This is a genomic window from Rossellomorea sp. NPDC077527, assembly GCF_044542955.1.
In the GTDB taxonomy this organism is placed as follows: Bacteria; Bacillota; Bacilli; order Bacillales; family Bacillaceae_B; genus Rossellomorea; species Rossellomorea aquimaris_E.
The window spans coordinates 641,888-656,907 of sequence record NZ_JBITVL010000003.1 but is presented as its reverse complement, the minus strand read 5'-3'; the positions used below and the strand labels follow the sequence as shown (position 1 = coordinate 656,907).

16 protein-coding genes are annotated in these 15,020 nt (G+C 42.0%); 9 read left to right on the top strand and 7 right to left on the bottom strand.

The window, feature by feature from the left end; translation table 11 throughout:
• Positions 1-63 precede the first annotated feature (63 nt).
• On the top strand, positions 64-366 hold the full coding sequence (locus ACIGG7_RS13255; RefSeq protein ID WP_224941592.1) for an HNH endonuclease: 303 nt from the start codon (positions 64-66) through the stop codon (positions 364-366).
• Between the two features lie 43 nt (positions 367-409).
• Here ACIGG7_RS13255 and ACIGG7_RS13250 read toward each other — a convergent pair whose 3' ends face one another.
• The 6 genes from ACIGG7_RS13250 to ACIGG7_RS13225 form a co-directional block, all read right to left on the bottom strand.
• Positions 410-628 carry a spore germination protein gene (locus ACIGG7_RS13250; protein WP_224941591.1) on the bottom strand — a complete coding sequence of 73 codons (219 nt, stop codon included), beginning with the start codon at positions 626-628 and terminating at the stop codon, positions 410-412.
• A 97-nt stretch (positions 629-725) separates the two neighbouring features.
• Complete coding sequence (locus ACIGG7_RS13245) at positions 726-1,133, bottom strand: spore germination protein GerPE (RefSeq protein ID WP_224941590.1); 408 nt, start codon at positions 1,131-1,133, stop codon at positions 726-728.
• A 2-nt stretch (positions 1,134-1,135) separates the two neighbouring features.
• Positions 1,136-1,312 carry a spore gernimation protein GerPD gene (locus tag ACIGG7_RS13240; RefSeq protein WP_224941589.1) on the bottom strand — a complete coding sequence of 59 codons (177 nt, stop codon included), beginning with the start codon at positions 1,310-1,312 and terminating at the stop codon, positions 1,136-1,138.
• Positions 1,287-1,916 (bottom strand): spore germination protein GerPC, encoded by a 630-nt coding sequence (gene gerPC / locus ACIGG7_RS13235; protein WP_224941588.1) that lies wholly within the window; start codon positions 1,914-1,916, stop codon positions 1,287-1,289. Before gerPC ends, ACIGG7_RS13240 begins: the two co-directional genes overlap by 26 nt.
• A gap of 31 nt (positions 1,917-1,947) precedes the next feature.
• Positions 1,948-2,175: a spore germination protein GerPB gene (locus ACIGG7_RS13230; protein ID WP_224941587.1), complete on the bottom strand. Its 228-nt coding sequence runs from the start codon at positions 2,173-2,175 to the stop codon at positions 1,948-1,950.
• Positions 2,176-2,187: 12 nt separating this feature from the next.
• The gene (locus tag ACIGG7_RS13225) at positions 2,188-2,409 is read right to left on the bottom strand and encodes a spore germination protein (protein ID WP_397549932.1); all 222 of its coding nucleotides are present in this window, start codon (positions 2,407-2,409) and stop codon (positions 2,188-2,190) included.
• 129 nt (positions 2,410-2,538) lie between these two features.
• On the opposite strand from ACIGG7_RS13225, the gene ACIGG7_RS13220 reads away from it, so the two are divergent.
• From ACIGG7_RS13220 to ACIGG7_RS13205, 4 genes are all read left to right on the top strand, one after another.
• Complete coding sequence (locus tag ACIGG7_RS13220) at positions 2,539-3,726, top strand: DUF418 domain-containing protein (protein WP_397549931.1); 1,188 nt, start codon at positions 2,539-2,541, stop codon at positions 3,724-3,726.
• 22 nt (positions 3,727-3,748) lie between these two features.
• A complete protein-coding gene (locus tag ACIGG7_RS13215) occupies positions 3,749-4,618 on the top strand; it encodes a fumarylacetoacetate hydrolase family protein (protein WP_397549930.1) in 870 nt (289 codons plus the stop codon).
• A 72-nt stretch (positions 4,619-4,690) separates the two neighbouring features.
• The gene (locus tag ACIGG7_RS13210; RefSeq protein WP_397549929.1) at positions 4,691-5,062 is read left to right on the top strand and encodes a YisL family protein; all 372 of its coding nucleotides are present in this window, start codon (positions 4,691-4,693) and stop codon (positions 5,060-5,062) included.
• Between the two features lie 169 nt (positions 5,063-5,231).
• The gene (locus ACIGG7_RS13205) at positions 5,232-8,144 is read left to right on the top strand and encodes a bifunctional diguanylate cyclase/phosphodiesterase (RefSeq protein WP_397549928.1); all 2,913 of its coding nucleotides are present in this window, start codon (positions 5,232-5,234) and stop codon (positions 8,142-8,144) included.
• Between the two features lie 64 nt (positions 8,145-8,208).
• Here the strand turns inward: ACIGG7_RS13205 and ACIGG7_RS13200 are convergent, their stop codons facing one another.
• Complete coding sequence (locus ACIGG7_RS13200) at positions 8,209-8,772, bottom strand: DUF2777 family protein (protein WP_397549927.1); 564 nt, start codon at positions 8,770-8,772, stop codon at positions 8,209-8,211.
• A 148-nt stretch (positions 8,773-8,920) separates the two neighbouring features.
• Here ACIGG7_RS13200 and asnB point away from each other — a divergent pair, with 148 nt between their 5' ends.
• The 4 genes from asnB to ACIGG7_RS13180 all read left to right on the top strand — a co-directional run bounded on the left by asnB (position 8,921) and on the right by ACIGG7_RS13180 (position 14,955).
• Positions 8,921-10,777: an asparagine synthase (glutamine-hydrolyzing) gene (asnB, locus tag ACIGG7_RS13195; RefSeq protein WP_397549926.1), complete on the top strand. Its 1,857-nt coding sequence runs from the start codon at positions 8,921-8,923 to the stop codon at positions 10,775-10,777.
• Positions 10,778-11,127: 350 nt separating this feature from the next.
• A complete protein-coding gene (locus ACIGG7_RS13190; RefSeq protein WP_397549925.1) occupies positions 11,128-12,654 on the top strand; it encodes a phytoene desaturase family protein in 1,527 nt (508 codons plus the stop codon).
• Positions 12,651-14,153: a phytoene desaturase family protein gene (locus ACIGG7_RS13185; protein WP_397549924.1), complete on the top strand. Its 1,503-nt coding sequence runs from the start codon at positions 12,651-12,653 to the stop codon at positions 14,151-14,153. The genes ACIGG7_RS13190 and ACIGG7_RS13185 overlap by 4 nt, the downstream gene beginning before the upstream one ends.
• The gene (locus ACIGG7_RS13180; RefSeq protein ID WP_397549923.1) at positions 14,119-14,955 is read left to right on the top strand and encodes a phytoene/squalene synthase family protein; all 837 of its coding nucleotides are present in this window, start codon (positions 14,119-14,121) and stop codon (positions 14,953-14,955) included. Before ACIGG7_RS13185 ends, ACIGG7_RS13180 begins: the two co-directional genes overlap by 35 nt.
• The last annotated feature ends 65 nt before the right edge of the window (positions 14,956-15,020 follow it).

The following is a 15,020-nucleotide window of genomic DNA, read 5'->3' as shown; positions in this document are numbered from 1 at the left end:
GAAGTGTTTTTTTAAGAGATGAGGGAAAACCTATACTAATTACGTATAGAGGGATGATGGAAGATGGGGAAGAGAACGGTCGGCACATGTGAATTATGTTCCAGGGGAAACGTCGAAATCACGGTTCATCATCTCACACCTAAAGAGGTGGGCGGCACATTCCTGCCCACTGCGCAGCTTTGTATTCCGTGTCATAAACAGATACACTCCCTGTACACCAATGATGAACTGGGAGTCAGGTTGAACACGATTGAAGATTTAAGAAAAGATGAAAAAATCCATGCATTCATTAAATGGATACGGAAGCAGCCTTCCACCAAGTTAATTAAAACAAAGAAAAGTGTAGAACGCAGAAAGAAACGATAGTTCATAAAAAAACAAAAAGCCTCCTGATAGGCTTTTTGTTGTCTTAGTTATTTCCGGTTATTGGCTGGTCTACGACGTTACAATCAAAGGTGGTACTTACGCTGAAGACATTGTAGCTTAATTGAAATGGACCCGTATTGAAGGAACCGGATCCGCCAAATGTCTTAGACGCTGACTTCGGTGAAATAATAGCGGTGTCACCAAACTGAACACTTCCCCCACCTACGTTAAGAATAGCGACAGGACCTACTAAAGCGGGCATAATCAACATCCTCTTTTGATTTGTCTATATTAGTAACCTATGTGAACTCGACGGGATGGTTCATGAGAAAAGCGGTTTGTTAAAGATGAGTAACACCCTAGTTAGGTTCTTCGATTGTTTCAAAATTTTGCTCCTCTTCACCCTTTTCCTTTTCGAGCTGACGAATATTTTTGACTCTACCTTCCATATACACATTGCAAGTGTTCCCTATGTGGATGATGGACGAAAATGATGTAGCACGTATATACATATTGTTCACTTTGATCGGACAAAGATTTAATCTGTTTACCCTTATATTCGGGTTGATGCGGGGGAGCTCTATCGGACTCGTAAACACTTCAGAATCGAAAGTGCCTTCGCTTGTTAAGAAAAATTCCTTCTCACGCTGTACGGCGTAAGCTTTCGACAGTGCATTTATATTTTGTGAATCCCCTATCTGATAAAGAGAACTAAAGGCCAAGGTAACACCTTCTAAAGAGTTGACGATCGAGTATCTCTTAAGCATAATCACTTAGGGGTAAGAGGAACGAATGGACCGATGATGAGTGATTCCGGAGGGGTATCGAAAGCAGAGGCAAGCTGAATGATGTCAGCATCCCCAACGAGAACGAGGGAGGAACTGGCCACCCCTGCAATATCGATATTTCCGACGGTTAATTCACGATTGATTACTTGGAGGTTCATTGTTCTTCATTCCTTCCATATGGTCTGGGATTTGAGACATAAAGGAGAAAAGGGCCGTTTCGATGTCCTTTTTAATTTTGTCGATGATTTTCCTTTCCCATTCTCCTTCCTGTTGTTTCGATTCAATATAGGGGATGTTTTGTAAATAGAAGTCAATTCTCTGTGGCATTTGATTCAGCAGATCCTGCTGTATCATTTCGTAATAGGACGGATCAAGAGAACGCTGGAATTGCATTTCGTTATCCTGGATGAGGGTTGGTAATTCTGAATCGATATACGCTTTTATTTCTGAAGTAATCCTCTCCTTATAAGGCTCTAAGTTTTTGATCGTTTTAACATCGACATTGGGCTCAACTGCTAGGTCTTCAATGGTTTCCTTTAAATTGCTTGGATTCAGTCCGATATTCAGCGTGCCGTCGAGAGATTCTACTTTAAGCTGGTCGAATTTATATTCGATTTTCTCAACATTGATTTTCGGGGTATCCCTGAGGGTGGTTAATTCCTGTGACAGGTCATCCACTTTCTTTTCCAACGCGACAATTTTCGAATTCAACATCTCGATATATTGATAGAGTTGTTGTGGGGTCATATAGTAATTGTTCATACTGCCACCTCTTTCTTTTGTCGCGATTCACTTATCTTGGCGTTTGCAATGGAACAAGTGGTGAAACAGAAGGAGGAGTACCTCCATTTCCGTTTTTCTCGGCTTCAGGGGCAGGCTCGGTATAGCCCCCTGTATTATAAAGAAAGTCATTGGTCGTAATTTGACCGCATGTTCCAATCTGGAGGATGGAAGAATTGGACATTCCTCCTATTTTAATAAATTGAATTTGTATAGATTGTTGAATATAATAATTCGACATTCGGCATCACACTCATAAGTTAAAGTTTATTCCCTGATCCACTCCATCGTCATCCACGGTGTAGGTCAAGGAGCTTTCATTATAAACCGAAATTCCCTTTCCTGTTATGAATGAACCTGCCCCGGCAAAGGTTTTGGCTGTTGAAATCGGACTGATGTTAAATACATCCCCAATATGGAAAACGGCGCTGGAACCGACATTGACGACTTGAGCAATTCCTACGATTGCGGGCATTGTGACTCACACCTTTAAGACAAAGTTAATTATTGTTATTCTATGTTAAGAACATGAATAGGTGATAATCGCCTAATTTCCTTTTTCAGGTTAGAATGGAATCAAGATTAATTTATCGGAGGAAAATGAATGAACACCATGTCACCAATTGAACAAACAGAACGTATCGTTAGCCTTGATGTGATCAGGGGATTCTCATTACTCGGCATCTTTATCATTAACATGATTTCTTTTCATTCCCCATTTCTGTATTTGGATCCGTATACGTGGTGGAAGACGCCTGAAGATGTCGCCCTCTACCCATGGATTGACGTTTTGATTCAAGCAAGCTTTTATCCGTTATTCGCCATGATGTTCGGATATGGACTAGGGATCCAGCAGCAAAGGGCTGAGGATAAGGGAACGTCCTTCTACCGATTTGGAATCAGAAGACTTCTTATTTTATTGGGAATCGGGTGTATCCATGCCTTCTTGATCTGGTCAGGGGATATCCTGATTAATTACGCCGTGTTTGGATTAGTTCTTCTGGCATTCATGAGGCTTTCCGGAAAGGCATTGATGTGGCTGGGTGGTATCTTATTTCTGTTGCCTCAAGCTTTTTTCAGTATACTACTAGTATTGATGACCTTTGCAGATCCGACGGGTGTGACTGAGTATACGGATATTGCCGCATTGCAGAATTCAGTTGCCGCCTATGCATCGGGAAGTTTCAGCAGTATCATGGAGCAACGCTTTCAAGACTGGTATATGGTGAATTCACCTAACAATCTCATATTCTTGTTACTGTCGATCCTGCCAATGATGATGATCGGGGCAGGGGCAAGTAAATGTCAACTATTAGAAAAAGTAAGATCCTATAAGAAGATTTGGATGATTATTGGAGGAATCACGTTACTCTTTGGAATCATCATCAAATCACTGCCACTCATCATAGAACATAATTTTGCTTATTCCTATATCCAGGACTTTTTTGGAGGTCCGTTCTTATCAGTATCTTATGCAATAATCCTTTCATTATTATTGTTGAATCAAAAAATCATGAAATGGAGCAAGCCACTCGCTTCAGTTGGGAAGATGTCCCTCACCAATTATCTGATGCAATCGATCATCGGAACACTTCTTTTCTATTCATATGGTTTTGGACTCTATGGAGAAGTGACTTTAACGACTGGGACGATGCTCGCAGTGGGGATCTATGTCATACAAGTGATCCTATCAGAGATATGGTTATCCAAGTTTACATATGGTCCAGTTGAAAAGATTTGGCGGGTATTAAGTTATGGCAAAAGGAACGTAGTTGAAAAGGGAAAAGGATAACTTGAAAAGGGGATGAACAGCGGTGAAATTCATTAGTTATAAGGTAGGCGGAAAAGAAACATTCGGGGTGGAACGGAACGGAAGAATCCTTGATTTAGCAGGGGTTATGGGGTTGCCGGGTGAATTGATTCAGGGGATTGAACGGGGAAATGATTTTCTGGAAAATGTGGATCACATTATTAATGAAAAAGGTCAGGACCTCCCTTCTTTTGATCAAAATGAAGTGGAATGGCTAGCACCGATTCCGAGAGTGAAGCGAAATATCATGTGTGTAGGAAAAAACTATCGGGATCATGCCATCGAAATGGGTGGTGAACAAGATATCCCTAAAAGCATCATGATGTTTACCAAAGCGACCAATACGGTCATCGGTCACAAAGAAACGGTGCTTCATCACGGCGATATCACGGAAGAACTTGATTATGAAGGAGAACTCGCCGTCATCATCGGAAAGAAGGGGAGAGGGATTTCACCTGAAGATGCAATGGAGTATGTATTTGGTTATTCCATTTTGAATGATTTGACAGCTCGTGATCTTCAGAAGAAGCACGGACAATTCTTCATTGGGAAAAGCCTGGATACAACTTGTCCGATGGGACCCTATCTTGTGACGAAAGATGAAGTCGATGATCCTCACAACCTGTTCATCATAACAAAGGTTAATGGTGAAATCAGGCAATCATCCAATACAGGAGAAATGATCTTTACTATTCCTACCATTATATCCACTCTGTCTAAAGGAATGACTCTTGAACCGGGAGATATCATTGCGACAGGAACCCCATCAGGAGTGGGAAAAGGATTCAAGCCTCCGCGTTTTCTTAAGAAGGGGGATAAGGTGGAAATCACAATCGAAGGGTTGGGAATTTTGACAAATCCGTTACAGGCCTAGTTTAAATTTCTGTTGTTGTACAGACTGTGGTAATATTATGAGCGTAAACTATCTACCTGTAGGAGGTTCATTATGTTTGATACTACACATGCCCATATTACAACGTGGGTCGTTGCCATCATTCTTTTCTTTGTAGCCGTCGGCTTGCATAATGCAGGAAAGAACAAAGGCATGAAAATTGTACATATGATTTTACGATTATTCTACTTGCTGATCATTTTAACGGGTGCTCTTTTATTCTGGAAGCACCAAGGACTTGACCCAGCTCTTTATGGCATCAAAGGCCTAGTCGGTATCTGGGTGATCGGAATGTTTGAAATGGTCCTCGTCCGCACGAATAAAGGCAAAAGCACCAATATGTTCTGGATATTGTTGGTGGTCTCTTTACTACTTGTTCTGTATTTAGGTTTACGTTTACCGTTAGGTTGGCATCCATTTGCATAATGGTTGAAGAAGTTGGCTCTATAATGGGTCAACTTTTTTTATATTCATTGCGGCTTTAGAAAGGTGATCTGTGAGATGCTGACGGGGCCATTTCTATATAAATGAATATCCAAATCTGTCGAATTGTGGTATTTTGGTAGAAACGATGTCTATCAAGTAGGTGTAGAAAATGATAAAGTCCTTTCAACTCATATATCATGACGAGCACTCCCTAAGCGAATTCATAAATAAGCATGATTTAGACCAACACGCTCATCTTTTGATCCAGGCCTTTGTCGGGGATTCCCCAATTGCGGTCATCGAAGAACTGCAAAGTCAAATCAATCGGCTGTTACCCTACGGGACACTCATTGGCTGCAGTTCAAACGGTCAAGTGAGCGATGGGCGGATTGTTACAGAGGTCGTCTTATCGTTTACGGTATTTGAGAAAACAAAGGTCGATTCGCTGTTACAAGAGAAAACAGGTTCAAGTAAGCAACTAGGTAAACGGCTGTACGAAGAGATGAGGAAATCTGATACAAAGGTTTTTATTGTTTTTTCCAGTCACTTACAGCTGGGGGTTCAGGAATTCCTGGAAGGTGTTTCTGAGGAAGGAAATGAAATCGTCATCGTCGGAGGTGTTTCGTCTGACCTGCCGAATAAAAGACCGACCTATGTATTCACGAATCATGGAATATCACCCGACGGATTCGTAACGGCGTCTTTGAGTCATGAAGAATTATTGGTTCGTTCCAATGCCATAGAAGAATGGCAGGAAGTCGGCCCGACGTTCAACATTACGAAGGCAAAGGGGAATATTCTTGAGGAAATGAATGACGTGAAACCCATTCGGATCCTCGAAACCTATTTAGGGAAGAGGTTTGTAAAGGATCTACCGGACTCATCCATCGAATTCCCATTTCTTTTGCAGGAATTGAAGAAAAAGATGGCAGTCTATATCATAAATGTACTTCCAAATGGAAGTGTGGAACTGAGTCATGAAGTGAGAGTGGGGGATAAGGTATCCTTTGGATTTGTAAGCGTGGAGGATTTGATTTACTCCACTACGAAACTTCTGTCCCAATTGAAACGCCATCCAGTGGAAGCCCATTTTGTCTATCATTGTGTTGCAAGAAGAAGATACATACGTGATGTAACGGACCAGGAACTCACCTATTTCAATCGTATATCACCAGTGAGTGGATTCTTTACTTATGGTGAATTCGGGCAGAGGGACGATAAAGTGAAACTTCTGGCCCATTCCTTAACGTATCTTGGTCTGTCAGAAGGGGTACGTGAACCCATCCGGAATATGAAGGTGGATTTTCAGTTAACGCCTGATTCCGATGTCATGATGTCGTTAACCCACTTAATCAATACAGCAGAAAAGGATATCAAGGAACTGACGCAAAATATCCAAATCTCAGAGGAGTACTATCGGTCACTCTTCGATAATAATACAGATTTTGTTTATAGTACGGATTTGAGTGGGAGATTTAATTCACTCAACCCTTCCTTTATAAAAACCTTTGGCTACACGAAAGAAGAGATTCTTGGGAAGTCAGCCCTGCAATTTATCAGGGAAGAAGACGTGGGGCGTGTGAGAAGACATTTTTACCGTGCGATGGACGGGAGAGAGCAGTATTATGATCTTCCGATTGCCTCCAAAAACGGTGAAGTCAATTTCTTTCAAATCAAAAATATCCCCATCACCGTTGATGGAAAGTGTGTAGGGATCTTCGGGATAGGTAGAAATGTCACGAAAGAGCGGCAATTCGAGAAGAAGATTACACAGCTTGCCTATTTCGATGGTGAAACAGATCTTCCCAATAAAATGAAATTCAGAGAATTAGTAGATGAACATATTGAGAGGGCCAACAAGAAAAAAAGGGAAATGGCTGTTTTATTCCTGGATATGGACCGTTTTAAGATCATCAACGATACTCTCGGGCATTGGGCTGGGGATCTAATCATTAAAGAACTTGCCCTGAGGATCCAGGGCACTCTGCCTAAAGGGGCATACTTGGGGCGATTCAGTGGAGATACCTTTACGGTTCTGCTCACGAAAGATGTGAATGAATCCTCTATTTCAGCTATCACAGAAGATATATTGAAAACGATACAGGCACCTTTCACGTATAAAGGCAAAGAGTTCTACATTTCAGTCAGCATAGGCGTAGGTATTTTTCCGCGGGATGGTGAAGAGTCGACCGATTTGTTGCGGAACGCCGATTCTGCTCTGACATGGGCGAAATCAAAGGGTGGGAATAATACCGTTTACTTTTCCAAGGGGATGAAGGAAGAGAATACCCGCAAGGTTGAAATGGAAGCCCATTTGCGGAAAGCGATAGAGCGGGAGGAGCTGTTCGTCGCGTTTCAGCCGATTATTGACATTTCAAATCAATCGCTTATCGGCTGCGAGTCATTATTAAGGTGGCAGCACCCCTTATGGGGATTAATTTCCCCAGCTGAGTTCATTCCGCTTGCAGAAGAAACGGGACTGATTTATGACATTGGAAAATGGGTGCTGGTGGAATCCTGTTTACAGCTGAAGAAATGGTTAGATCAACAAAATGCGAAGTTTTATATTTCCGTCAATGTGTCTGCACAGCAGTTCCAGCATCCTACATTTCACTGTGATGTGAAAGAAGCATTATTACTATCCGGACTGCAGCCTGAATACCTCTGTTTGGAATTAACAGAGACGATCATGCTCCATGATGCGGCTCATACCATCGAAGTGATGAGATCACTGGCTGAATTGGGAGTGAAGCTTGCAATTGACGATTTTGGAACAGGTTATTCATCACTCAGTTATTTAAAGCACCTTCCTCTTCATATTCTGAAGATTGATCGTTCCTTCGTACAGAATATGAGTGACCATACACCGGATGTAGCGATTGTTCAGTCGATCGCCACAATGGGGAAAGGTTTGAATATGAAGGTTGTGGCAGAAGGTGTGGAAACAATGGAACAATTAGAGCTTCTGGACCAGCTTGGCTGCGATTATGCACAAGGATATCTTATTGAAAGACCCATGACGCTGGATAATATGAACACCTATTTAAAGAATCTGCACCTTGTGACGAGTCAGGATTCTTAACATAACAAATGCCTGTCGATAGAGCTGACAGGCATTTGTTATTTTTTTTGAGTATGTTGGCAAATCAAAGGTTGAAACTTTCAATTACGATGCGTCTACCTGTACTCAGGGTGAATTCGAAGCGATCCCGTTTCTTTTTATAATAGGTGAAGTGATGCTGAACGGCACACACTTCGACACCGTTATCGAAGGTGATAAAGTTCACGCCTTCTTTGATTTTTTGGTTGCCGAGGAACACAAGGTGATTGTGGCAAAAGATACTATCATAGATAGAGTAACCCAGATTATTCAGTGCCGTTGTAAATTGATGAAAGGCATCATCAGAAATTTCTTCTAATAAATTCTCCAGCGAATACAATATATTCTTCTTTATTTGAATTCGATCGCCATTCTCGATTCTAATTCGCTCATAAGGTGTGACAATGATACCGTCTTCTAAGAGAACACCGGAGAGCCAGTCCCCATCTCTATACACTTTTAATTCATGATTGAGGTAAAATTCGAGCTCGGATTCTTCCTCTGCATCGATTTCGAAAAAGAACCACGTATCCTCTTCGAATAATGCAGTGCCTTCGGAAAAGGATCTTTTTTGGGATTTTAAAATGTTTGATCGAAATATGTTGCTCAAGTGAATATCCCTCCTTAACTACATTTCTTGTCATAATTATCATATTTCATTCATGTAAAGATTGATTGAGACAATTAACCATTTATGGCTGTGAGCATAGAATAATTTATGTGTCAGTGAGCCCAGTTTGTTTGACGAGAAAGTGAGGATGATCACCATGTGCGGAATTACAGGTTGGATCCATTATAAACAAGATTTGTCGAATCAAAAAGATGTTGTTGAAAAAATGGCAGAAACCCTTTCTAAAAGAGGGCCGGATGAAACGAACGTGTGGATGGATCGACACGTTGCCTTTGGCCATAAACGATTGATCGTAGTCGATCCTGCAGGTGGAAGGCAGCCTATGAGCCTTCAACATAACGGCCATCTCTTCACCATCTGCTATAACGGAGAATTATACAATACAGAAGATTTGCGAAAAGTACTTATTGAAAAGGGTTATGCCTTCAAGGGACATTCTGATACGGAGGTGTTATTAACCTCTTATATTGAGTGGAGGGAGGAATGCGTTCATCATTTAAATGGTATTTTTGCCTTTGCGGTATGGGACAGTGAGAAGGAACATGTATTTATAGGAAGGGACAGAATGGGCGTAAAGCCTTTATTTTATTTCGAAAAGGATGAAGGGTTATTATTCGGTTCTGAAATAAAAGCTTTGCTTGCTCACCCCGATGTTCGGCCCCAGGTGGATCTTCAAGGTTTAGCGGAAGTGCTGGGTCTCGGTCCATCCCGCACTCCTGGAAATGGTGTGTTTAAAGGAGTGAAGGAGCTGCGTCCGGCCCATGCCATGATCTTCTCGAAAAAAGGGGTCAATAGTTGGAGGTACTGGAATGTGAAAAGTGAGGAACATACCGATTCCTTTATAGAAACAGTCTCTAAAGTACGCTTTCTGCTTACGGATGCCATTCAGAGGCAGCTTGTGTCCGATGTTCCTCTTTGCACATTCTTATCTGGAGGACTTGATTCCAGCGCGATTACGGCAGTGGCAGCAAATCGTTATAAAGAGGAAGGGAAAGGGAATCTCCATACGTATTCCATTGATTATGAGGAAAATGATCAATATTTTAAAGCGAACGATTTTCAGCCGAACTCAGATGCACCTTGGATTGAAAAGATGACGTCGGAATTTGATACGATCCACCATCGCTGTGAGATCAGTCAACAAGCGTTAAAGGATCATCTGATTGAGGCGGTTCATGTAAGGGACCTGCCGGGAATGGCCGATGTTGATTCGTCTCTCCTATGGTTCTGCCGGGAAATTAAACAGGACTTCACGGTGGGACTTTCCGGAGAATGTGCAGATGAAATCTTCGGTGGATATCCATGGTTCCACAGGCCGGAAGACTTTAATCGCAGAGGCTTCCCGTGGATGCGCTCCACAGCTGAACGTCAGGGCCTTCTAAAGGAAGAGTGGAGTAAGAAACTGAATCTGGAGGAATATGTCCTCGAGCAATATGACCGCACGGTTGCGGAAACCCCTTTGCTTGAAGGGGAGAATGAAGTGGAAACCAAGAGAAGACAATTATTCTATTTGAATCTTCTATGGTTCATGACGACATTATTAGATCGGAAGGATCGCATGAGTATGGGAGCAAGCCTTGAGGTCAGGGTACCGTTTGCAGACCATAGACTTGTCGAATATGTGTGGAACATTCCGTGGGAGATGAAAATGCACGAAGGAAGAGAAAAAGGCATCCTCAGAAAGGCACTGGAGGGAATACTGCCTCATGAAGTCCTGTATCGAAAGAAAAGTCCGTACCCGAAAACCCATCATCCCGTGTATACGAAAATGGTCAGTGATTGGTTGAATGAGATACTTGAAGACCAATCAAGCGTCCTGTATGAATTGTTTGATGAAGAGAAGCTGAAAGAAATTGCCGCAACGGGTGGAGCCGCCTTTGAAGTCCCCTGGTACGGCCAACTCATGACCGGTCCGCAGTTACTTGCTCATCTTGCCCAGATCCATGTGTGGTTCAAGGATTATAATATCGAAATCGTGGAATAGGGCATTGGTTCATTCCGGGAATGAGAATTAAGAGAACGGTACAAACATAGATTTAAAGTAATAATGATTTGAAAAGGAGGCATAGTAAAAAGAGAAATCTCTCTTTACTGTGTCTCTTTCTTCTTTCAAGTTTTGAATGAATGAACGTTGTTGTTTAATAGCAGCAACATAGAACGGAAAGAGTCCTGATGGCGGTTAATTAGTGTTTCCAATGAGGAGGACAAGCTCATTAGAAATGAAAGAAGACGATCATTCTGAAAAAAACAGTTTGAAGGTTCATTCTGGTGGAAAACAATTGTATAAGTATTGTATAATAATTGTACAAATAAATGATATTGGAGGCTATCACAATGGCCAAAAAGATAATTGTCATCGGCGCGGGTCCCGGAGGATTGGCTGCAGCGATGCTCCTTGCCAGTAAGGGATATAATGTAGAGATATTTGAGAAGCAATCATTTGTAGGAGGGCGAAATGGCTCTGTCACGATGGATGGCTATACGTTCGATATCGGACCGACATTCTTAAGTATGCCGGAAATTGCAGAAGAATTATTCGAAGCTTCAGGAAGAAATCTTCATGACTATGTGGATTTAAAGGAACTCTCTGTAATGTATGAACTTATATTTACCGATAAAAAGGTGCAAATGTATAAGGATCCTGAACAATTATCCAGGGAAATCGAGCGTCATTATCCTGGAAACTCAGAAGGGTATAAGCGTTTTATGAATGATACCCGTAAGAAAATGACCCGTTTAAAACCGATTTTGCAAAGCCCGATGGATAGATATTATCAATATATCAGCTGGAAGGTTTTGAGAGCACTTCCTCAATTGTCCCTGGGTAAATCCCTTTATAGTGTGTTAAGTGATTATTTTACGGACCATGAATTGAGATTGGCGTTTACTTTCCAATCAAAATACTTAGGAATGTCCCCCTGGGAATGTCCGGGTGCTTTCTCCATACTGTCATTCATGGAGCATGAATACGGGATCTTTCACCCCATCGGCGGCTTGAACCAATTATCAAAAGCCATGGAGAAAGTCGTGAAAGAGCATGGCGGTGTGATTCATCTCGGTGAAGGGGTCAGGAAATTGTGGATTGAAGATGGAAATGTCGTGAAGGGAATCATGACAGAGGACGGGGAGAAGATCGAGGCAGATGAAGTCATCATCAACGGGGACTTTGCCCATGTGATGAGTAACCTGGTTGAAGATGGAGTATTGAAGAAATACAGTAAAGAAAAATTGAAAAAGAAAAAATATTCCTGTTCTACTTTTATGATCTATCTGGGAGTCGACAAACAATATGATCTTCCCCACCATAGTATTCTATTTGCTGAGGATTATAAGAGGAATGTTGAAGAAATTACGGAGACCTATACGCTTTCCGGTGATCCTTCCATTTACATTCAAAATGCATGTGTAACGGATCCTACCTTGGCTCCCACGGGACATTCCACCTTGTACATCCTTGCACCTGTACCGAATAATATAAGCGGTATTGATTGGTCAGAGAATGAACAAACCTTCCGGGAGCTTGTTTTAGACCTGGTTGAGCGTAAAGCGGGCTTGGAAAACATCCGTGATCATATCATGGTTGAGAAAATCATCTCTCCCCATCATTGGGAATCAGAATTCAATATTTATGAAGGAGCCACCTTTAACCTTGGTCATCAACTGACTCAGATGATGGCTCTCCGCCCTCATAACAAATTTGAAGAACTGGAACATTGCTGGTTAGTCGGAGGGGGGACGCATCCTGGAAGCGGCCTGCCGACGATCCTAGAATCAGCAAGGATTTCGACCAATATGCTGATGAATGAGGATCCGTCCTTTTCATTCATGGAAGGACAAACGGCGATGGAGGAAGCTTTATGAAAGTAGCCGTTGTAGGGTCTGGTATTGGTGGACTGATATCTGGATTGTTGTTGGCAAAGGATGGTCATGATGTCACAGTCTATGAGAAAGAGGCGACCATCGGAGGACGTCTTGCTTTTATACAAGAAGGGGAGTACAAGATTGATAAAGGGCCGACCATCGTTCTATTACCTGAAATGCTCCTTTCCATCTTGACGGAGGCTGGAATTGACACGGGCGAAATAGAACTCGTCCGCTGCGACCCCCTTTATGATGTCCATTTTGCCGATGGGCTGACATATACGAAGTATGCTGATGTCGATAGGCAATTTGAAGAAATCAAGGAAAAATTCCCGGGAGATGAAGAAGGATTTCTTCGTTTTATGAAGGATATGGATGAACGATTTACAATCGGGCAACCTCAGTTCCTGGAATCGTCCTTTTTGAAAACGAGGGATTTTCTCAACCGTAAAACGATGAGTTCATTGTTTAAGTTGAAAGCTTACCGGAATGTGATGGGGAATTTAAAGCATTATTTTCAGCATGGGAAACTGCAGACAGCTTACGGTTTGCAAACACTTTACATCGGTGGGGATCCTTACAGCACACCTGCTATTTACAGCCTTGTTTCCTTTAGTGAGCACAAGCACGGCATCTACTATATCAAAGGCGGATATGCGAGTTTGCTTGATCATCTCAGGAAGGCGTGCGATAAGAATGGCGTTGTGATTAAGACCTGTACACCTGTTTCTGAAATAGAGACCTCGGGTGGTAGAGCAACTCATATCGTTCTTGGGGACCGGCGTGAAAAAATCGAATCCGTCATTATCAACGGTGATTTTCCCACTGCATCTACATTAGTGAAGAAGAAGGCACCGAAATCCTATAAGCCTTCATCAGGCTGTGTGCTTTTGTATATGGGGGTCGACGGGAATTATGATGATAAAAGAATACATCAATTTTATTTGAATGAAGATTTCTCTGGGAATATGAAGGATATTTTCAAGAATAAGAGAATTCCTAAAGAACCATCATTTTATGTATTTAATCCTTCCAAGGTTGATTCTACACTAGCTCCTGAAGGGAAAAGCGTCCTATATGTCTTGATCCCGGTTCCAGTTTCAGATGAAATAGACTGGAAATCAGCTTCAGAATATCTTTCCAATCTTGTATTGGATACAATGGAAGAAAGGGGATACGCTGACTTGAAGAAACGGATTTCGTGGATAAAGATCAGGACCCCGGAAGACGCGGTTCAAGAAGGGCTATATTCAGGGGGAAGCTTTGGGATTGCGCCAAGTTTAGGACAATCCGGGCCATTCAGACCCCAAGTACAACCGTTTGCGGAGAAGAATATCTTTGCGGTCGGTGCATCCATCCATCCAGGTGGAGGAGTTCCGATTGTCATGCAGGGCGCAAAACTAGTTGCAGAAGCCTTTAAAGACCAGTATAAAATCGAATCTGAAAGGAAGGATGTGTCCTTGCATGAGCAGGATTTCGGAAGCATACGATCAATGTGAAAATATTATTAAACTGCATTCTAAAACGTTTTACAGAGCATTTTCCCTACTGCCGAAAGACCAGAAGAAGGCGGTTTGGGCTGTATATTCATTTTGTCGTAAGGTAGATGATATTGTTGATGAAGGCATGAGCCCTTCAGAGGAATTAAGTCAATTCGAGGTGGAATTCGAATCCTTTTTAAAGGGGGATTATAACCAGAATGAACTGATGTGGGTCGCATTGGATGATGTGTTCAAGCGATATAACATGGATGTTCAATCCTTCAGGGACATGATAAAAGGTCAAAGGATGGATCTTGGTGAAAGAGTGTATGTGAAAATGGACGATGTCCTTGATTATTCTTATCACGTAGCAAGTACTGTTGGGTTGATGCTCCTGCCGATTCTTGCTCCTGGGAAAGAACAGTACTTAAGAGAGGATGGCATTCATCTCGGGTATGCTATGCAGCTCACAAATATACTGAGGGATATCGGTGAAGATCTGGAGAGAGGCAGGTTATATATTCCCCAGGATTTATTAGTGAAATATGAATATACGATTAACGACCTGGTTGAACATAGAGCAAACGAAGCTTTTTGTTCCATATGGGAAGAGATGGCCGAGCTTGCTGAGGATTATTACGATAAAGCTTTTCGTACTATGCATCTCTACCCGGTGTATTCGAGAACCCCTGTAAAGGGAGCTGCCTTATTATATCGTGCGATTCTGGATGAGGTTAGGGGTAATCATTATAATGTGTTTTCCAAGAAGCACTTTGTGTCTAGGGATGCAAAAGAGAAAATCATTTCTTCTATATCTTAAATAAGCTCGTATGGAGGCTGTTGGAAAGCCTACCATATGAGCTTATGTTTGTATATCGAACATTT